This is a genomic window from Mycolicibacterium sp. SMGY-1XX, assembly GCF_059132455.1.
In genome coordinates this window covers 5,294,478-5,312,400 of sequence record NZ_CP101139.1, presented here as the reverse complement: position 1 = coordinate 5,312,400, position 17,923 = coordinate 5,294,478, and the positions used below count along the sequence as shown (strand labels likewise).

18 protein-coding genes are annotated in these 17,923 nt (G+C 66.7%); 13 read left to right on the top strand and 5 right to left on the bottom strand.

Annotated elements, in window-relative coordinates:
* Positions 1-11 precede the first annotated feature (11 nt).
* The gene (locus NL241_RS25375) at positions 12-740 is read right to left on the bottom strand and encodes an IclR family transcriptional regulator (protein ID WP_487693323.1); all 729 of its coding nucleotides are present in this window, start codon (positions 738-740) and stop codon (positions 12-14) included.
* Between the two features lie 103 nt (positions 741-843).
* Here NL241_RS25375 and NL241_RS25370 point away from each other — a divergent pair, with 103 nt between their 5' ends.
* From NL241_RS25370 to NL241_RS25310, 13 genes are read left to right on the top strand one after another with little or no spacing between them, the layout of a single operon-like run.
* Complete coding sequence (locus tag NL241_RS25370) at positions 844-1,710, top strand: alpha/beta fold hydrolase (RefSeq protein WP_494395375.1); 867 nt, start codon at positions 844-846, stop codon at positions 1,708-1,710.
* Complete coding sequence (locus NL241_RS25365; protein WP_487693325.1) at positions 1,707-3,380, top strand: bifunctional 3-(3-hydroxy-phenyl)propionate/3-hydroxycinnamic acid hydroxylase; 1,674 nt, start codon at positions 1,707-1,709, stop codon at positions 3,378-3,380. Before NL241_RS25370 ends, NL241_RS25365 begins: the two co-directional genes overlap by 4 nt.
* Entirely contained in the window at positions 3,337-4,254 is a 918-nt protein-coding gene (locus NL241_RS25360; protein ID WP_494395374.1) for a 3-carboxyethylcatechol 2,3-dioxygenase, read from the top strand. Before NL241_RS25365 ends, NL241_RS25360 begins: the two co-directional genes overlap by 44 nt.
* Positions 4,251-5,987 (top strand): FAD-binding protein, encoded by a 1,737-nt coding sequence (locus NL241_RS25355; RefSeq protein ID WP_494395373.1) that lies wholly within the window; start codon positions 4,251-4,253, stop codon positions 5,985-5,987. The genes NL241_RS25360 and NL241_RS25355 overlap by 4 nt, the downstream gene beginning before the upstream one ends.
* Positions 5,984-7,294, top strand: coding sequence for an LLM class flavin-dependent oxidoreductase (locus tag NL241_RS25350; RefSeq protein WP_487693329.1), 1,311 nt, complete (start codon positions 5,984-5,986; stop codon positions 7,292-7,294). The genes NL241_RS25355 and NL241_RS25350 overlap by 4 nt, the downstream gene beginning before the upstream one ends.
* Before the next feature lie 5 nt (positions 7,295-7,299).
* Positions 7,300-8,097, top strand: coding sequence for a coniferyl-alcohol dehydrogenase (locus NL241_RS25345; protein WP_487693331.1), 798 nt, complete (start codon positions 7,300-7,302; stop codon positions 8,095-8,097).
* 11 nt (positions 8,098-8,108) lie between these two features.
* Positions 8,109-9,095: a cyclase family protein gene (locus NL241_RS25340; protein WP_487693332.1), complete on the top strand. Its 987-nt coding sequence runs from the start codon at positions 8,109-8,111 to the stop codon at positions 9,093-9,095.
* A gap of 9 nt (positions 9,096-9,104) precedes the next feature.
* Positions 9,105-9,680, top strand: coding sequence for an NADPH-dependent FMN reductase (locus tag NL241_RS25335; protein ID WP_487693333.1), 576 nt, complete (start codon positions 9,105-9,107; stop codon positions 9,678-9,680).
* Between the two features lie 7 nt (positions 9,681-9,687).
* Positions 9,688-10,509, top strand: coding sequence for an alpha/beta fold hydrolase (locus tag NL241_RS25330; RefSeq protein WP_494398387.1), 822 nt, complete (start codon positions 9,688-9,690; stop codon positions 10,507-10,509).
* Positions 10,502-11,323 carry an SDR family NAD(P)-dependent oxidoreductase gene (locus NL241_RS25325; RefSeq protein WP_487693334.1) on the top strand — a complete coding sequence of 274 codons (822 nt, stop codon included), beginning with the start codon at positions 10,502-10,504 and terminating at the stop codon, positions 11,321-11,323. Before NL241_RS25330 ends, NL241_RS25325 begins: the two co-directional genes overlap by 8 nt.
* Before the next feature lie 44 nt (positions 11,324-11,367).
* Positions 11,368-12,030 (top strand): TetR/AcrR family transcriptional regulator, encoded by a 663-nt coding sequence (locus tag NL241_RS25320; RefSeq protein WP_494395372.1) that lies wholly within the window; start codon positions 11,368-11,370, stop codon positions 12,028-12,030.
* Positions 12,027-12,239: a ferredoxin gene (locus NL241_RS25315; RefSeq protein ID WP_487693336.1), complete on the top strand. Its 213-nt coding sequence runs from the start codon at positions 12,027-12,029 to the stop codon at positions 12,237-12,239. Before NL241_RS25320 ends, NL241_RS25315 begins: the two co-directional genes overlap by 4 nt.
* Positions 12,236-13,468 (top strand): cytochrome P450, encoded by a 1,233-nt coding sequence (locus tag NL241_RS25310; protein WP_487693337.1) that lies wholly within the window; start codon positions 12,236-12,238, stop codon positions 13,466-13,468. The genes NL241_RS25315 and NL241_RS25310 overlap by 4 nt, the downstream gene beginning before the upstream one ends.
* Positions 13,469-13,529: 61 nt before the next feature.
* Here NL241_RS25310 and NL241_RS25305 read toward each other — a convergent pair whose 3' ends face one another.
* From NL241_RS25305 to NL241_RS25290, 4 genes are all read right to left on the bottom strand, one after another.
* Complete coding sequence (locus NL241_RS25305) at positions 13,530-14,906, bottom strand: HNH endonuclease signature motif containing protein (RefSeq protein ID WP_494395371.1); 1,377 nt, start codon at positions 14,904-14,906, stop codon at positions 13,530-13,532.
* A gap of 153 nt (positions 14,907-15,059) precedes the next feature.
* Positions 15,060-16,034, bottom strand: a complete 975-nt coding sequence (locus tag NL241_RS25300) for an NADPH:quinone oxidoreductase family protein (RefSeq protein WP_494395370.1) — start codon at positions 16,032-16,034, stop codon at positions 15,060-15,062.
* Complete coding sequence (locus NL241_RS25295; RefSeq protein ID WP_487693340.1) at positions 16,031-16,627, bottom strand: TetR/AcrR family transcriptional regulator; 597 nt, start codon at positions 16,625-16,627, stop codon at positions 16,031-16,033. The genes NL241_RS25300 and NL241_RS25295 overlap by 4 nt, the downstream gene beginning before the upstream one ends.
* The gene (locus NL241_RS25290) at positions 16,624-17,922 is read right to left on the bottom strand and encodes an acyl-CoA dehydrogenase family protein (protein WP_487693341.1); all 1,299 of its coding nucleotides are present in this window, start codon (positions 17,920-17,922) and stop codon (positions 16,624-16,626) included. The genes NL241_RS25295 and NL241_RS25290 overlap by 4 nt, the downstream gene beginning before the upstream one ends.
* Position 17,923: the final 1 nt, after the last annotated feature.

The following is a 17,923-nucleotide window of genomic DNA, read 5'->3' as shown; positions in this document are numbered from 1 at the left end:
GGAACGTCCTTTCACGCCAGGATGTCGGACAGTCGAGCGGCGGCGCGCACCACCGCATCCTTGCCGCGCTTCACCACGTCCTCGCGGTGTGAGATCAGGTTGATGCAGGTGGGCGGCGACGGTGGCAGTCGGTGCACCGGAACCGCGAGTCCGTAGGTATTGGGTTCGACTTCGCCGTGGGTGAGCACCCAGCCCTGCTCCCGGGTGAGTGTCACAAGATCGCGCTCATCGGGGCGCGGAGGCATGCTCGCCAGCAGCGCGATACCGGCGGCGCCCCGGTCGAGGGGATACCGACTGCCTTCGTGGAATGACAGTTGATAGGCGACGTGGGTGGGCACGATCACCGCGATGGCCACCTGTTGGTCCCCCTCGGCGACCAGCAGGGAGACCGTGGTGCTCAAATCGTCTGCCAGCGCCCGCAAGTGGGGCAGGCACGCCTGGCGCAGACCGTTGTCGAAAGATGCGCCCAGCACGGCCAGTCCCGACGCGGAACGGTAGCGGCCGTCTTCGGCTTTGGCGACGAACCGGAACTGCGCCAGCGTCGACAGCAGTCGGTAGGCGATGGTGCGGTGCACCCCGATGTGATCGGCCACCTGCGCGACGGTGAGACCGCCGGGCGCGGCGGCCACCGCCTGCAATGCGGTCAGTCCGCGGGCCAGGGTCTGTGACCCGGGCATACCGGGGCCGGAGACTGCCGGACCCACGGCATCCCCACCGGGAGCTCCCTTGACAGACGTCATCCTGAGAGTGATGCTCTATAGATAGTGCACATTGATGTGCGATTTTAGCACACAATGTTGGCAAGAAAAGAGAATGGCATATTCGCAGGCAGAGGGGCCTAGAGTGGCGGAGTTCGAAAGCATCTGGAGTGATCTGCAGGGTGTTTCCTTCTCCCAGGGCTACCTGGATGCCGCCGGGGTGCGGACCCGCTACCTGCACGCGGGCGATCCCGCCTTGCCCGCACTGGTGTTGCTGCACGGATCCGGCGGGCACGCCGAGGCGTACGTGCGCAATCTGGAGTCGCACGCCGAGCACTTCTCCACCTGGTCCATCGACATGCTCGGCCACGGCTACACCGCCAAACCGGGACACCCGCTGGAAGTCGCGCACTACGTCGACCATCTGCTCGCCGTCTTCGACGCCATCGCGGCGGACACGGTGTATCTGTCGGGGGAGTCGCTCGGCGGCTGGGTCGCGGCCCGGACCGCGGCCGATCACCCCGACCGGATCGAGCGGTTGGTACTCAACACCGCAGGCGGCTCGCAAGCCGATCCCGTGGTGATGCAACGGATCATCACCTTGTCCATGGCCGCTGTCGAGGACCCGGCCTGGGAGACCGTTCAAGCGCGCATCAAGTGGCTGATGGCCGACAAGACAAAGGATTACGACGATATCGTGGCCAGCAGGCAACGGATCTACCGGCAGCCCGGCTTCGTCGCCGCCATGCGCGACATCATGGCGTTGCAGGATCCCAAGATCCGGGCCCGCAACATCCTGGGTGCCGAGGTCTACGGCAAGATCACCGCGCCCACGCTGGTGTTGTGGACCAGTGACGACCCCACCGCCGATGTCAGCGAGGGGCAGCGCATCGCGTCGATGATTCCGGGCGCACGGTTCGAGGTGATGCCGGACTGTGGGCACTGGCCGCAGTACGAAGACCCCAAGACCTTCGACAGACTGCACCTGGACTTCTTGCTGGGGCGCGCGTGAGCACCGATACCGATGTCCTGATCGTCGGCGCGGGGCCGGTGGGTCTGACGCTGGCGAACACCCTTGGCCAGCAGGGTGTTCGCACACTGATCGCCGAAGAACGCGCCACGCTGATCGACTACCCGCGCGGCGTCGGCCTGGATGACGAATCGCTGCGGACGTTTCAGTCCATCGGGCTGGTCGACGCGGTGCTCCCGCACACGGTGCCCAACCAGATCCTGCGCTTCTTCGATGCACACCGGCGTCTGCTGGTCGAAATGGCGCCGCCGGACGCACGGTTCGGCTGGCCCAAGCGCAACGGTTTCGTCCAACCGCTGGTCGATGCCGAACTGCTCAAGGGGCTGGACCGATTCCAGCACGTCGAGGTGCTGTGGGGCCGGCAGATGACGGCGGTCACGCAGGACGCCGACGGGGTGAGTGTCGACCTCGGTGACGGGACGACGGTGCGGGCGCGTTACGTGGTGGGCTGCGACGGCGGGCGCAGCGCCACCCGGCGCGCCATGGGCGTGACCTTCGACGGCACCACCTCGGCCACCCGCTGGGTGGTCGTCGACCTCGCCAACGACCCGTTGGGGCATCCCAACAGCGAGGTCGGCGCCGACCCGGACCGGCCGTATGTCTCCATCTCCATCGCGCACGGTATCCGCCGGTTCGAGTTCATGATCCACGCCCACGAGACCGACGAGCAGGCCGAGGACCCGGCCTTCGTCGCGCAGTTGTTGGCACCGCTGGTGCCCTACCCGGACAAGGTGGATGTGATCCGGCGCCGTGTCTACACCCATCACTCCCGGATCGCCAGCGCCTTCCGGGACCGGCGTCTGCTGATCGCCGGCGATGCCGCTCACCTGATGCCGGTGTGGCAGGGCCAGGGTTACAACAGCGGGATCCGCGACGCGGCCAACCTCGGATGGAAGCTGGCGGCAGTGGTCAACGGCGCCGCCGGTGACGCCCTGCTGGACACCTATGACACCGAACGACGCAAACACGCCCGGGCGATGATCGACCTGTCCACCATGGTCGGGCGGGTGATCTCACCGACCAACCGGCGTGTTGCGACTCTGCGCGACAAGCTGATTCGCGGCGCCTCCATCGTCCCGTCACTCAAGCGGTACGTGCTGGAGATGCGGTTCAAGCCGATGCCCCGCTATGAGCAGGGCGCGGTGGTGCACGCGGAGTCGCCGCCGCCGCCGACGTCCATGGTCGGCACCCTGTTCATCCAGCCGCGGGTGGACACCCGCACCCAGGCCGGCGTTCTGCTCGACGACGTTCTGGGCCACGGATTCGCGGTGCTGTGCTGGAGCAACAACCCCCGCCAGTTCCTCGGAGACGACGCGTTCGCGGCGTGGAAGGCGTTGGGCGCCAGCTTCGTCGTGGCCCGGCCGATGTCTCAGCTGCACTGGCCGGGGAATGACGACCCCGATGTCACGGTGGTCGGTGACCGGACCGGCGCCCTCAAAGGCTGGTTCGATGCGCACACCGATTCGGTGCTGTTCCTGCGGCCGGACCGGTGCATCGCCGCCTCGTGTGTTGCCCAACTCGCCGCCGAACGCAGTTCGGCGATCTTCGGCGCACTCGCGCTGCACCCAGGAGGAGGTGACGCCGACAATGCCGATCGCTCTGTGCTGTATGTCCCACAGCCCGCTGCTGAATCTTCCGGGACCGTCAGCTGAACTGCTGGGCGACATCGACGCCCAGCTCGGTGAAACCCGGTCATTCGTCGCTGATTTCGATCCCGAGCTGGTGGTCGTCTTCGCACCCGATCACTACAACGGCTTCTTCTACAAGCTGATGCCGCCGTTCTGCATCGGCACCGCCGCCTCCGGCGTCGGGGACTACGGATCCCATCTCGGTGCACTCGACGTGCCGGCCGAAATCGCCACGGCGTGCGCTGCGGCGGTACTCGACGCCGGTGTTGATGTGGCGATCTCGGCGAGCATGGAGGTGGATCACGGCGCGGTACAGCCGTTGCAGACACTGTTCGGCGACGCCACGGCGGTCCCCGTGATCCCGGTGTTCCTCAACTCGGTGGCCACCCCGCTGGGCCCGTTGTCGCGGGCGCGAGCGCTCGGTACGGCCGTGGGGCAGTTCCTGTCGACGCGCACCGAGCGGGTGCTGGTGGTGGGGTCCGGCGGGCTGTCCCACGATCCGCCGGTGCCGACGTTGGCCACCGCGCCGCCCGCGGCGCTGGACCGGATCGTGCACGGAGCGCCGATGAGCACCGAGGCGCGACAGGCCCGCCAGTCGGCGGTGATGGCGGCCGCCCATGATTTCGCCAACGGAGAAAGCCCCTTGCGACCCTTGAACCCTGACTTCGACCGCGCCTTCCTCGAACTCCTCGACACCGGGCGCCTCGCCGAGACAGACAGCTGGACCAACACCTGGATTGCCTCCGAAGCCGGGAACTCAGCGCACGAGATCCGCACCTGGGTAACGGCGTTCGCGGCATTGTCCGCGGCAGGACCCTATCGCACGGTGCAGCGCTACTACCGCCCCGCACCTGAACTGATCGCCGGGTTCGCGATCCGGACGGCGGTGGCGGCATGAACTTCCAGTACAGCGTCGATGTGCTGATCATCGGCTCCGGCGGTGGAGGCATGACGGCGGCGCTGGCGGCCGACGCCGCCGGACTGGACACCCTGGTGGTGGAGAAGGCGTCGTACTTCGGCGGATCCACGGCCCTGTCCGGCGGCGGCATCTGGGTGCCCGGGGCGCCGGCGCAACGCCGTGGCGGCTACTCACCTGACCCCGATGCGGTGGTCGGTTATCTACGCAGGATCACCGGTGGACTGGTCACCGAAGAACGGCTGCGGGCCTATGTCGAGAAGGCCCCGGAGATGATGGAGTTCCTCGAAAAGCTCAGTCCTTGGTTCGAATTCGTGTGGAAGCCCGGTTACGCCGACTACTATCCCGAGTTGCCCGGCGGATCCGAGCGGGGCAGCACCATCAACGTGCCCGCCATCGACCTGCGCAAGCTCGGTGACCTCGAGAACGAACTACTGCAACCCCTGGCCCTGGCGCCCCGCGGAATCTGGTTCGCACCGAAAGACCTTCGGCTGTTCTACCAGGTGCGGCAGAACTGGCGCGGTAAGGCCGTGCTGGTGAAACTGATCTGGCGGATGCTGCGGGCCCGGGTGTTCGGTGACCGGATGGCGGCCATCGGTCAGTCACTGGCCGCCAGGATGCGGTTGGCGATGAAGGACAAGCGCATTCCGCTGTGGCTCGACTCGCCGATGACCGAACTCATCACCGACGCCGACGGCCGCGTCACCGGCGCCGTCGTCGAACGTGACGGGGCACCGCAGCGCATCGAGGCGCGGCGCGGGGTCATCATCGCCAGCGGCGGCTTCGACCACGACATGGCGTGGCGGCGCGAACACCTCCCGGTGCTGGATAAGGACTGGAGTTTCGGCAACCCGGCCAACCTCGGCGACGGTATCCGCGCCGGTGAGAAGGTTGGCGGGGCGCTCGATCTGCTCGACGAAGCGTGGTGGTTCCCGGCGATCTGCTGGCCGGACGGCCGGCTGCAGTTCATGCTCAACGAACGGATGATGCCGTCGCAGTTCGTCGTGAACGGCGCCGGGAAACGGTTCGTCAACGAAGCCGCCCCGTACATGGACTTCGCGCATGCCATGCTCAACGGCCAGGACACCGGTATCAGCCACATCCCGTGCTGGCTGATCACCGATCAGCGGTCCTTCCACTCCTACGTGGTGGCCGGTCACCTGCCCATTCCGAAGGTGCCGTTCGCGCCGGTGCCCACGGGTCGCAAGGTGCCCGCGGCATGGCTGGAGTCCGGTGTGGTCAAGTCGGCGGCCACCTTCGAGGAACTGGCGGTCAAGATCGGGGTGCCGCCGGCGCAGTTGCGTTCCACCGCAGCACGGTTCAACGAACTGGCCCGCAAGGGCCACGACGACGATTTCAACCGCGGAGACAGCGTCTACGACAACTACTACGGTGACCCGACGCTGCCGAACCCCAACCTGCATCCGCTGACCACACCGCCGTACTTCGCCTTCCAGATCATCCTCGGCGATCTGGGCACCTCGGGCGGATTGCGCACCGATGAGTTCGCCCGCGTGCTGCGGCCAGACGACACCGTGATCGAGGGGCTGTACGCCATCGGCAACGCGTCGGCCGCCGTGATGGGCCGTAGTTACGCCGGTGCCGGTGCCACCATCGGCCCCGCCATGACATTCGGTTACATCGCCGCACAACACATCTCGCGCTCCACCAGCCGACCAGACATCGCCAGTGATCCCATCGGAGGTAAAGCATGAAGATCTCGCTGTTCTACGAGTTCCCGCTGCCGCGGCCATGGTCCGACGACGACGAGCACCAGCTCTTCCAGCACGGTCTCGATGAGGTCGAAGCCGCCGACAAGGCCGGGTTCTCCACGGTGTGGCTCACCGAGCACCACTTCCTCGAGGAGTACTGCCACTCGACCGCCCCCGAGATGTTCCTGGCCGCCGCCAGCCAGCGCACCAAGGACATCCGCCTCGGCTTCGGTGTCATGCACCTGCCGCCGTCGATCAACCACCCGGCGCGGATCGCCGAACGCGTCGCCACGCTGGATCACCTGTCGAACGGCCGCGTCGAATTCGGTACCGGCGAAGGCTCATCCGTGGCCGAGCTCGGCGGCTTCAACATCGACCCGGCCGACAAGCGGGCGCAGTGGGAAGAAGCGCTCGAGGTGGTGATCCGGTCGATGGTCGAGGCGCCGTTCAGCGGATTCAAGGGCGAGCACATCGAGATGCCGGCCCGCAACGTCATTCCCAAGCCGTTGCAGAAGCCGCACCCGCCGGTGTGGGTGGCGTGTACCCGGCCGTCCTCGGTCCAGATGGCTGCCCAGAAAGCCATCGGCGCACTGAGTTTCGCCTACACCGGGCCGGAAGCGCTCAAGGAGCGGGTGGACGGCTACTACAAAGAGTTCGAAGAAAAGGGCACGCCCGTCACACCCGCCATCAATCCGAACCTGCTGGCCATCGGTGGTGACCTGTCGATGATGGTCGCCAAATCCGACGAGGAAGCGCTCAAGCGGCTCGGCATCGGCGGCGGCTTCTTCTCGTTCGGGATCATGCACTACTACATGACCGGTATGCACACTCCCGGCCGCACCGGTGTGTGGGAGCTCTACGAGGAAGCGGTCAAAGAGGATCCGACACTGGCCTACGGTCCGGGCCGTGGCGCCATCGGCTCACCCGACACCGTGCGTGAGTTCCTCCGGGGCTATGAGGCCAGCGGCGTCGACGAGATCATCCTGCTGCTGAACCCGCGCAGCCACGAAGGCACCATGGAGTCCATCGAGATCATGGGCAAGGAGATCCTGCCCGAGTTCATCGAACGTGATGCCGCCGCCGTGGCGGACAAGGCCAAGCGCCTCGAACCCGTCATCGAGAAGGTCGAGGGCCGCCGCCAGGCCTCGGATGCGCCCCTGTTCGACGAGACCTACTCGTTCGGCGGTCTGCCCACCGGCCGCGGTGGCAAGTTCACCGCGGGGGAGATCCCCGAGGCCATGGCCGAGATCAACGAAGGTCGCGTCAAAGCAGCGCAGGCTGAGAAGGAAGCCCGCGAGAAGGCGGGTTAGCCGACGTGTTGTGGCGTTATGACGGCAAACGGGTGGTGGTCACCGGGTGCGCCTCGGGTATCGGCGCCCATGTGGCGCAGCAGCTCACCGAACTCGGTGCCGAGGTGATCGGACTCGACATCCGCCAGCCCGCTGCCGACCTCAGTCAGTTCGTTCCCCTGGATCTGTCCGACGCCGCCGCCGTCGACCAGGCCGCGGCCACACTGTCCGGGCCGGTGGACGCACTGTTCAACATCGCGGGTGTGTCATCGGGCATCGGGGACCCGCTGCGCGTGGTGACCATCAACTTCCTGGGCACCCGGCAGTTCACCGAGGCCGTGATCCCGTTGATGCCGCCGGGATCGGCGATCGCCAACGTGTCGTCGCTGGCGGCTTCGGGGTACCGACGCAACGCCGAGGTGACCTCGGGTCTGGTGGAAACAGCCGATGTGGACCAGGGCATCGAGTGGTGCGACAACCACCCGGACGCCCTGAAGGACGGCGGCGGGTATCGGTTGGCCAAGGAAGCCCTCATCCTGTACGGCATGGCCAACGTCGCTGCGCTGGGTGCCAAAGGCATCCGGATCAACTGCACCGCACCGGGAGTCACCGACACACCGATTCTCGACCAGCTGCGTAGCGCCTACGGGCAGGGTTTCCTCGACTCGTTCCAGACGCCACTGGGGCGGGCCGCCGAACCCGAGGAACAGGCCAGCGTGCTGGTCTTCCTGAACAGCGCCGCCGCCAGTTACCTGACGGGTCAGGTCATCTGGGTGGATGGCGGCACCTTCGGTGAGACAGAGAGGCACGAACTATGGCGTTAGGTCCAGGAACGATGACCGACTTCCGGCGGACCGCCGACGATGTGCGCAACTGGGGGCGCTGGGGTGAGGCCGACGAACTCGGCACGTTGAACTTCATCAGCGCCGACAAGGTCGCCGAGGCCGCGTCGCTGGCCCGGCAGGGCAAGGTGTTCGCCCTCGGTGCCGACTTCTGCTCCGGGGGACCGCAGGGGGCGTTCCAGTTCCGGCACAACCCGGTCCATGTGATGACCGTCGACGGTGGCGATGCCAACACGCTGGTGGAGTACGGCCCGAAGTGGCTGAAGAAGTCGGTGGCGCAGGAACTCTCGGGGTTCTTCGTCGACAACCCGTTCCGGTTCAACGACGACATGATCGTCATGCCGTTGCAGGCCGCCTCCCAATGGGACGCGCTGTCGCACGTGTACTACGAGGACAAGCTCTACAACGGTTTCCCGGCATCGTCGGTGACCAGCTTCGGCGCCTACCATTGCGGCATCGACAAGGTGGACGTCAAGGGCATCACCTCGAGGGGTGTGTTGCTCGACGTCGTCAAACACCGTGGCGCCGAGGTGTTCCTACCGCCGGGAGAGCCGGTGACCGCAGACGAACTCGACGCGGTGGCCAGGGCTCAGGGTGTCACCGTGGGCCGCGGCGACATCGTCGTCGTCCACACCGGCTGGTGGACGCGGTTCCAGAGCACGGGTGACGGCGCCGAACCGGGTTCCGGGCTGGACTGGCGGTGCGCCTCCTGGCTGCATGATCTCGAGGTCGCGGCGGTGGCCGCCGACAACCTCATGGTCGAGGATCCCGACCCCGCGATGGGGGTGGAAGGCACGTTCCTGCCCATGCACATGCTGTGTCTGCGCGATATGGGCCTGATGTTCGGCGAGTACTGGGATCTGACGGCGCTGGCGGCCGATTGCGCGGCCGACGGCATCTACGAGTTCCAGCTCGTCGCGCCGCCGCTGCGGGTGATCGGCGCGGTGGGCTCTCCGGTCAATCCGATCGCCATCAAATAGGAGACTGGCATGACATCGACAACGCCTCTGGTGGTGGGTCTGGGCGGCACGCTGCGGGCCGGGTCGTCGACCGAACGTGCGCTGCGGTACTGCCTTTCCGCTGTGGAGGCGCAAGGTGGCCGCACCAAGCTCTACGCCGGACCCGACCTCGAACTGCCGATGTACGCCCCCCACGAACTCGAACGCACCCCCGGCGCCGTCGAACTGGTCGGGTCCCTGCGCGCCGCGGACGCCGTCGTCGTCGCGTCCCCGGGCTACCACGGCGCGATCTCCGGACTGGTGAAGAACGCACTGGACTACATCGAGGATCTGCGTGAAGATCCCCGCGTCTACCTGGACAACACCCCCTGGGGGTGCATCACCTGCGCCTACGGCTGGCAGGCGGCGGTGGGCACGCTGGGGCAGCTCCGCGGTATCGGGCATGCCCTGCGGGCCTGGCCGACACCGCTGGGCGTGGCCATCAACTCCGCGGACCCGGTGTGGGACGAGGCCGGAAACCTGGTGGACAGCACGGTGCGCGGGCAGTTGGAGATGTTGGCCACCCAGCTGTTGACCTTCACGATCGAGCGCCGTGTCCCAGCGTAGAACCCTCATGGTCGACGGTCTGGTCACCAGCTATCTGGAGGCCGGCGCCGGCGACCCGGTGGTGCTGCTGCACGGTGGTGAGTTCGGCGCCAGCGCCGAAATCGGCTGGGAGCACACCATTCCGGTTCTGGCATCGCGGTACCGCGTGCTGGCACCGGATATGCTCGGCTACGGCCACTCGGCCAAGGTGCTGGATTTTGTCGACGGCCGCGGACTGCGGATCCGTCACATCGCCCGGTTCTGTGCGGTGCTGGGGATCGAGTCCGCGGTCTTCATCGGCAATTCGATGGGCGCGATCAACCTCCTGGTCGATGCCACCTCGGATTACCCGCGACTACCTATGCGCGCCCTGGTGGCCATCTGTGGCGGCGGTGAGATCCAAGCCAGCCGGCACATGACCGCGCTCTACGAGTACGACGCCACCGTGGCCGCCATGCGGGCGATCGTGGAGGCGCTGTTTCACTCGTCGCGGTTTCCGGATGACGAGGACTACGTGCTGCGCCGCCATGTTTCGGCGACGCTGCCGGGAGCGTGGGAAGCCATCGCGGCGGCCCGCTTTCGCCGCCCGGATTCCGCGGCGCCGGCCCCGGTCTCGAGTAAGCGGGCATACGATCGCATTGCGGTGCCGACACTGGTGATCGAAGGAGGCGGGGACAAACTGCTTCCGTCGGGGTGGGCGGCGGAGATCGCCGGCCAGATTCCCGATGCGCGGTCCGTGGTCATCGACGACGCCGGGCACTGCCCGCAGATCGAACAACCCCAGGCGACCAACGAGGTGTTGATGAACTTCCTGGCCAACAAGTCACAGGATGGGAGAGCGCATGAGTGAACTGGCGGGGAAGGTCGCTGTCGTCACCGGCGGGGCGTCCGGACTGGGTGAGGGACTGGTGCGCCGGTTCGCCGCCGAGGGTGCTGCGGTGGTGATCGGTGACGTCGAGACCGCGCGCGGTGAGGCCCTGGCCGCTCTGCTGCCGGAAGCGCTGTTCCTGCAGACCGATGTCGCCGATGTCGATCAGGTCGGTGCGCTGGTGAACGCCGCGGTGGACCGGTTCGGTGGACTGGATGTGATGGTGAACAACGCCGGCGTCTCCGGCAAGATGCACCGTCGTTTTCTCGAGGACGACCTCGCCGACTTTCACCAGGTGATGGCCGTCAACGTCCTGGGCGTGATGGCAGGCACTCGCGACGCGGCCCGGTACATGGCGCAGCACGGTGGGGGCTCGATCATCAACCTCACGTCGATCGGCGGTATCCAGGCCGGCGGCGGCGTCATGACCTACCGGGCGTCCAAGGCCGCGGTCATCCAGTTCACCAAGTCCGCGGCAATCGAGTTGGCCTATCACGAGATCCGTGTGAATGCGATCGCGCCCGGCAACATCCGCACCGCCATCGTCTCGAAGTCGGCAACAGGGGAGGACCTGGCCCGCCTGGAGCAGTTTGAGGAGGGTATCCGCGCGCAGATGCGGGCGGACCGCCCGCTCAAGCGGGAGGGCACCGTCGACGACGTCGCCGAGGCGGCGCTGTACTTCGCCGGTGAGCGTTCCCGGTACGTCACCGGCACCGTACTGCCCATCGACGGCGGCACCGTCGCGGGCAAGGTGCTGGCGTCCAAAGCCCGCGCGTCTTCGAACGGCGCCGGTTAAATCAGTCGCTTGACTTAAAAGGAGTGGCTTGGTTGACTTGCCCCATGGCATCCCGGACGAAGGCATCCCGGACCAGCCCGCGGGGTGGGCGTACCGACCGCACCCGCGACGCGATCCTGACCGCCGCCGAGCAGCTCTTCGCCGAACACGGGGTGTTCGCCGTGTCCAACCGGCAGGTCAGTGAGGCTGCGGGACAAGGGAACAACGCTGCCGTCGGTTATCACTTCGGCACCAAGGCCGATCTGCTGCGGGCGATCGTCCGCAGGCACAACGGGGCCGTCGAGCGCCGCTGCCAGGAAATGGTGGACCGGTTGGGTGCCGAACCCGTGCTGCGCGACTGGGTGGAATGCCTGGTGCGGCCGTTGGCCGCGCATCTGACCGAACTCGGCCACCCCACCTGGTACGCACGGTTTTCCGCCCAGCTGATGCCCGATCCGGCGCATCGCGACCTCGTGTCCGAGGAATCGCTCACGTCGTCGGCGGTACTGGCGGTCATCCAAGGGCTGCATGCCTGCCTGCCGGACATGCCCGCCGAGGTTCGCGTGGAACGCAATGCGATGGCACGCCAACTGATCGTCGGGATGTTCGCCGAGCGGGAGCGCGCGCTGGCCGCCGGTGATCCGACCCCGCACGACACCTGGGATTCGATGGCCACCAGCTTGGTCGACGCTATCACCGGCTTGATGGCGGCGCCGGTGTCACGATGAAAGTCCATGCAGACCAAGCCAAATGCGTGTCCGCGGGCAACTGTGTGGCGCACGCACCCCAGGTGTTCGACCAAGACGAGGACGACGGCAGCGTGATCCTGCTGGACGCCACCCCACCCGGCGAACTGGCCGATGCCGTTCGCGAAGCCGCCGCCGCCTGCCCAGCCATGGCCATTCACGTCGAGGACCACCCGTCAGGAGTTTCATGACCGACATCGTTGACGCCACCCGGACCGACATTCCCGAGTATCCGATGGAGCGCGCCGCAGCATGCCCGTTCTCGCCGCCACCGCAGATGCTGGAACTCGGAGCGGACAAGGGACTTTTCCGAGTGCGCATCTGGGACGGCAGCACCCCCTGGCTCATCACCGGGCACGAGGAGGCGCGGACGTTGTTCGCCGACTCCCGCGTCAGCGTCGACGACCGTCGCCCCGGTTTCCCGCACTGGAACGAGCACATGCTCTCGACCGTGGAGAAGCGGCCGCGCTCGGTGTTCACCTCCGATGCCGAAGAGCACACCCGCTTTCGCCGGATGTTGTCCAAGCCCTTCACGTTCCGGCGCGTCGAGGGCTTGCGAACTGCCATCCAGGAAGTCACCGACGAGTGCATCGACACCATCCTCGCCGGCGACCAGCCCGCCGACATCGTCACACAGCTGGCACTGCCGGTGCCCACCCGGGTGATCAGCGAGATGCTCGGAGTGCCCTACGAGGACCACGAGTTCTTCCAGCACCACGCCAATGTGGGTCTGGCCCGGTACGCCTCGGCGGAGGACGGCCAGAAAGGCGCCATGAGTCTGGCGCAGTACCTGATCGATCTGGTGCAGAAGAAGATGCAGACGCCCGGTGAGGATGCCGTCTCCGATCTGGCCGAGCGCGTCAACGCCGGAGAGATCAGCGTCAAGGAAGCCGCGCAACTGGGCACCGGGCTGCTGATCGCCGGGCACGAGACCACCGCCAACATGATCGGTATCGGTGTGTTGGCGCTGCTACAGAATCCCGAACAGGCTGCGCTGCTGCGGGATACAGATGACCCGAAGGTGGTGGCCAACGCGGTCGAGGAACTGATGCGTTACCTCAGCATCATCCAGAACGGTCAGCGGCGCATTGCCATCGAGGACATCGAGATCTCCGGTGAGGTGATCAAGGCCGGCGACGGCATCATCATCGATCTGGCACCGGCGAACTGGGACGCCAAAGCGTTCCCGGAACCGGACAAGCTCGACCTGCAGCGCGTCAACGCCAAGGATGAAGTGGGCTTTGGCTTCGGCCGGCACCAATGCGTCGGCCAGCAGTTGGCGCGCGCCGAGATGCAGATCGTTTTCCACACCCTGGTGCGCCGCATCCCCACCATGAAGCTGGCGATCCCGTTCGACGAGATCCCGTTCAAGCACGACCGCCTGGCATTCGGCGTCTACAGCCTGCCCGTCACCTGGTAGACGGCGTCCAGCCGGCCGCTGACTTGTGTTGCCGGCGGCCGGCTTTGAGCTCACCCTCGGGTTAGGGATCGTCGGGGGCGAGGATCCGGTCGGGGTGGTGATAGACGTTGATGCGGGTTTGGCCGCAGTCCAGTTCCGGGGGCGGGATCCATTCGGTGATGCCGTCCTCGGGTCGGTTGCGGGTGGTCCAACCGCTGGTCTCCACCATCCGGTTATCCGGCCCACACGCCAGGGTGAGGTCTTCGATATTGGTGTCGCCGCCGTCTTTCCAATCGCGGTTGGCGTGGTGGACCTGGCAGCGGTACCCGCAAGCGGTGCACCCAGGCATGGTGCAACCACCGTGTTGGGCCAACAGCATGATCCGCTGCCCGCGGGAGGCGGTCCGGCGGGCCCGGCCCAGGTGCAACGGCACCCCCTTCCCGTCGAACAGGGCGAGGTAGTGGAAGGCGTGGGAGGCCATCCGGATCACGTCAGGCATCGGGATCAACGTCCCGTCGGCGGTCAGGCCGTGGCCCACCCCTTTCTCCAGGTCGGTCAGATTCGCTTTGACGATGACGGTGACGGGCAGCCCGTTGTGCTGGCCGAGGCCACCGGAGGCCAACAACGCCCGCCCCATCGCCAGCAACGCATCATGATTGCGTTGCCCCTGGGTGCGGGCATCGGTGCGGGCGCGCTCCGGATCGGGTTCCCCGTCGACCTGCGGGGCCTCATCGGCCGGGTTGCACATACCCGGGGCCGCCAGTTTCGCCTGCGCTGCGTGCAGGGTGGCCGCGCATTCCGGGGTGAGCCTGCCGTGCACCGGCACGTTGCCGTCGGCGTCCTGCTTACCGATGGTGAAGTACCGGCCGGCTTGGCGGTCGACATCGCTGTACTCGCCGTCTTGGTTGAGGAGGTATTTCAGTCGGTCGGCGACTTCGGTGAAGCCGTCGACATCCAGGGTCGAGGCGTGGCGGGCCAGGTCGGCTTCGGCGGCTTCACGGGCCGAGAAGTCCACCGATGCCGGGAGGTTCTTGAAGAACGTTTTGACCTTGGCTACGTGTTCGGGGCCGATCAGGCCGTGGGCTTGGGCGGCGGCGATGTTCGGCAACGCCGGCTCCAACGGTTCCCCGGTCAGCGCGGTCCGCGGGCCCAAAAGTTTGGCCGACGTGAGGCGTCGTCCGGCCTCGGCCTCGCTGATCCGCAGCCGGGCCGCCAGGACCTTTTTGAAGCTGGTCGCCCCCAACTGTTTCGGCGCGCATTCCGACCTCAGCCGTTGATACACCTTGTGATCCAGGGCCGGCTGCATCCAGGTGACGGTTTCGCGGCGCTGCATCAATTCCAATAACTCCAGCGGAGTGAACGCGTCGATCGACAACGAGTTCATCTGCGCGGTCAAGACTTCGATCTGCGCTTGGGCAGCCAGCATCGCCTCCTTGTCGGCGATCGCTGAAGTACCCATACCCTGAAGCTAGACCCAGCCTCTGACAAGAATCCCCCGTTTGTGACTTCTGATACTGAAGTGGCGCAGCAGGTTTCGTGATTCGTCGAGATGCACGCCAGGGTCGTGAAGTGCGCCTGAAAGCAACCCTCTGCGAGATCTCGACGGCCCAGACTAGCGGGCGACGTCGATGATCACCTTCCCGAGAGCCTGGCGGTCGGCGACGTGCCGCAGCGCGGTGGCGGTGTCGGCCAGCGGGAACCGCGCGCCGATGTGGGGTCGCACCGCCCCGGAGACGAACAGCGCTGCCAACTCGGCGTTGTCGCGGGCCGTCTCGTCGGGGTGGTCGCCCATGAACGTCCGGATCTCCATGCCCTGCAGGGTGATTCCCTTGAGTAGTACCAGGTTCAACGGAATGGAGGGAATCACCCCGGAGGCATAACCCAGCGTCACGAACACCCCGCCGCGGCGCAAACCGCGTAACGCCGGCTCGGCGTACGCGCCGCCCACCGGGTCCAACACCACCTGCGCGCCGGAACCGGTGATTTCGCGGATCCGGTCCCGGAGGTTCTCGTGGCTGTAGTCGATCACCGCCTGCGCACCACGCGACTGACACAACGTCAACTTCTCGGTGTTGGACGCCGCCGCGACAACCCGGGCGCCGAGCGCCAGCGCCAGATCCACCGCCGCCAGGCCGACGCCGCCGGCGGCACCCAGCACCACCACCCAATCCCCGGGCTGCACCCGGGCCACCGAGCGCAGCGCGTAGTAGGCGGTGCGGTAGGTGACCCCGAAGGCAGCGGCGGAGGCGAAGTCCACCCCATCGGGCACGGGCGTCAACGAATCCGAGCGCACCACAACCTGTTCGGCGAAGGCGCCCACCATCACCGAGCCGGACACCCGGTCGCCGGGGGAGTAGCCGGCGCCATCACCTACGGAAAGCACCTCGCCGGCGAATTCACTTCCCGGCGCGAACGGCGGCGGCACCTTGACCTGGTACCCGCCCGAGATGAACAGCACATCGGGGAAATTCACCGCGGCCGCCCGCACGGCCACCACCACCTCACCGGGACCCGGCAGCGGATCGGGGAGTTCGGCGAGCTCCAGCTCCTCCGGCACACCGTAGCGGCGGCACAGCACGGCCTTCATCCGTTCTCCAATCCGCGCAGGCAGAAGCGCACCAGGTGGGTGACGTCGCCGGGGGCAGGCTGCTCACCGGAACCCACATATCTGCGCATGGTCGCTGCGGTGAGCTGGAAGACCGTGGCGATGTCCCGCTCGGGATCGTCGCCTCCGAGGGCGGTGATGGGTGCGATCAACAGGTCCCGCATCGGGGCCATGATGTCGTCTGCGTGCACACGGTCGGACAGTTGTTCGTGCACCGCCCGGCTCATCGTCATCAGATGTGGGTCGGAGACTTGTGCCAGGGCGCCTTCGATCCACTGTGCGATCTGGTCCCGGGGCCGTGGCGCCTTGGCCATCTGATGTTCCAGGTAGGACACGATGATGCCGACACCGCGCTCCAGGACCGCCAGCATCAGCTCGTCCTTGCTCGAGAAGTACCGGTAGAACGCCTTTTTGGATGACCCTGCCTCGGCGATGATGTCATTGACACGAGGTTCCTCGGGCGCCACCCGCTGCATCACCGTGATGGTGGCGGCCAGGATGCGTTCCACCTCGGCACTTGCTTCGCGGTGCCGCTCGTCGAGGGCGCGGTCGACGGCGGCCGAGGCGCGCGTCATGGTAGTGCGGGCACGCGGTCGATCACCCCGGCGTACTTGGCGCGCGCGGCCTGGATCCGGTTGTCGAGGAACTCACTGGGCCACTCCGGGTCCTCGGCGTCGTAGTCCTTGAGCAGCAGCCGCGCGAGGTTCACCTTGTGGGCTTCCGTGGGTCCGTCGGCCAGGCCCAGCACAACGCCTCCCAGGAGCACATTGGTCAGCGGGAGTTGCTCGGTGACACCCATTGCCCCGTGCACTTGAATGGCGCGCAACCCGATCGACTTGAGTACCTGCGACGCCAGGATCTTGCACACGCCGATCTCCGCACGGGCGGCATGCTCACCGGCAGTGTCGATGAGCCAGGCGGTGTGCAGCACGGTGAGCCGGAACTGCAGCAGCTCGGCATAGGAGTCGGCGATCATCGCCTGCACCAGTTGCTTGTCGGCCAGCGAGGTCCCCTGCGTGAAGCGGCTTTTCGCCCGTCGCGCCATCATGTCGACGGAGCGCTGGGCCAGTCCGATCGACCGCATGGCGTGGTGGATACGGCCCCCGGCCAGCCGCGACTGTGCGACGTGGAAGCCCTGCCCGGGCGAGCCCAGCATGGCCGAGGAGGGCACCCGGACATCGCGGTACCGCACCAGCGAATGCCCGGGATCGTGGGGAAGCGCACCGACCAGATGGTGGGTGGCCTCGATGTGGATCCCGGGAGTGTCCGCGGGGAGCAGGAACGTCGAGGCGCCCTTGTGGACGGGAACATCCGGGTCGGTGATGGCGACGACGATGATGAACGACGCCACCGAGGCGTTCGACGAGAAGTACTTGCAGCCGTTGATCACCCAGTCGTCACCGTCGGGGACCGCCGTGGTGGTGAACACCCGCGGGTCGGAACCGCCTTGGGGTTCTGTCATGGAGAAGCAGGAGAAGATCTCGCCGCTCAGCAGTGCTGCGAGGTAGGTGTCCTTCTGTTCCTGGGTGCCGAAGCGGGCCAGGATCTCGGCATTGCCGGTGTCGGGGGCCTGGGTGCCGAAAATGATCGGCGCCCACGAACTGCGGCCCAGTATTTCGTTGATCAGTGTCAGCTTGACGACGCCGAAGCCCTGGCCGCCGAGCTCGGGTCCCAGATGCGGGGCCCACAGACCACGGTCGCGCACCTGTTGCTTGAGCGGGTCGACGATACGGCGCCGCTCGTCGTTCAAGGGAAGGAATTCACACCCGGGGAACAGCACCTCGAGTGGTTCCACCTCGTCGGTGACGAACGCCCGGATCCAGTCCAGCTTCTCCTGGAACTCGGGTTCGGTGCAGAAATCCCATGCCATG

What these genes read in the sequence shown, in the direction of transcription:
- NL241_RS25300 (WP_494395370.1), bottom strand. Translation starts at nt 16,034, where the DNA reads ATGAAGGCCGTGCTGTGCCGCCGCTACGGTGTGCCGGAGGAGCTGGAG.
- NL241_RS25340 (WP_487693332.1), top strand. Translation starts at nt 8,109, where the DNA reads ATGACCGACTTCCGGCGGACCGCCGACGATGTGCGCAACTGGGGGCGC.
- NL241_RS25310 (WP_487693337.1), top strand. Translation starts at nt 12,236, where the DNA reads ATGACCGACATCGTTGACGCCACCCGGACCGACATTCCCGAGTATCCG.
- NL241_RS25320 (WP_494395372.1), top strand. Translation starts at nt 11,368, where the DNA reads ATGGCATCCCGGACGAAGGCATCCCGGACCAGCCCGCGGGGTGGGCGT.
- NL241_RS25375 (WP_487693323.1), bottom strand. Translation starts at nt 740, where the DNA reads ATGACGTCTGTCAAGGGAGCTCCCGGTGGGGATGCCGTGGGTCCGGCA.
- NL241_RS25335 (WP_487693333.1), top strand. Translation starts at nt 9,105, where the DNA reads ATGACATCGACAACGCCTCTGGTGGTGGGTCTGGGCGGCACGCTGCGG.
- NL241_RS25355 (WP_494395373.1), top strand. Translation starts at nt 4,251, where the DNA reads ATGAACTTCCAGTACAGCGTCGATGTGCTGATCATCGGCTCCGGCGGT.
- NL241_RS25325 (WP_487693334.1), top strand. Translation starts at nt 10,502, where the DNA reads ATGAGTGAACTGGCGGGGAAGGTCGCTGTCGTCACCGGCGGGGCGTCC.
- NL241_RS25305 (WP_494395371.1), bottom strand. Translation starts at nt 14,906, where the DNA reads ATGGGTACTTCAGCGATCGCCGACAAGGAGGCGATGCTGGCTGCCCAA.
- NL241_RS25315 (WP_487693336.1), top strand. Translation starts at nt 12,027, where the DNA reads ATGAAAGTCCATGCAGACCAAGCCAAATGCGTGTCCGCGGGCAACTGT.
- NL241_RS25330 (WP_494398387.1), top strand. Translation starts at nt 9,688, where the DNA reads ATGGTCGACGGTCTGGTCACCAGCTATCTGGAGGCCGGCGCCGGCGAC.
- NL241_RS25295 (WP_487693340.1), bottom strand. Translation starts at nt 16,627, where the DNA reads ATGACGCGCGCCTCGGCCGCCGTCGACCGCGCCCTCGACGAGCGGCAC.
- NL241_RS25360 (WP_494395374.1), top strand. Translation starts at nt 3,337, where the DNA reads ATGTCCCACAGCCCGCTGCTGAATCTTCCGGGACCGTCAGCTGAACTG.
- NL241_RS25290 (WP_487693341.1), bottom strand. Translation starts at nt 17,922, where the DNA reads ATGGCATGGGATTTCTGCACCGAACCCGAGTTCCAGGAGAAGCTGGAC.
- NL241_RS25350 (WP_487693329.1), top strand. Translation starts at nt 5,984, where the DNA reads ATGAAGATCTCGCTGTTCTACGAGTTCCCGCTGCCGCGGCCATGGTCC.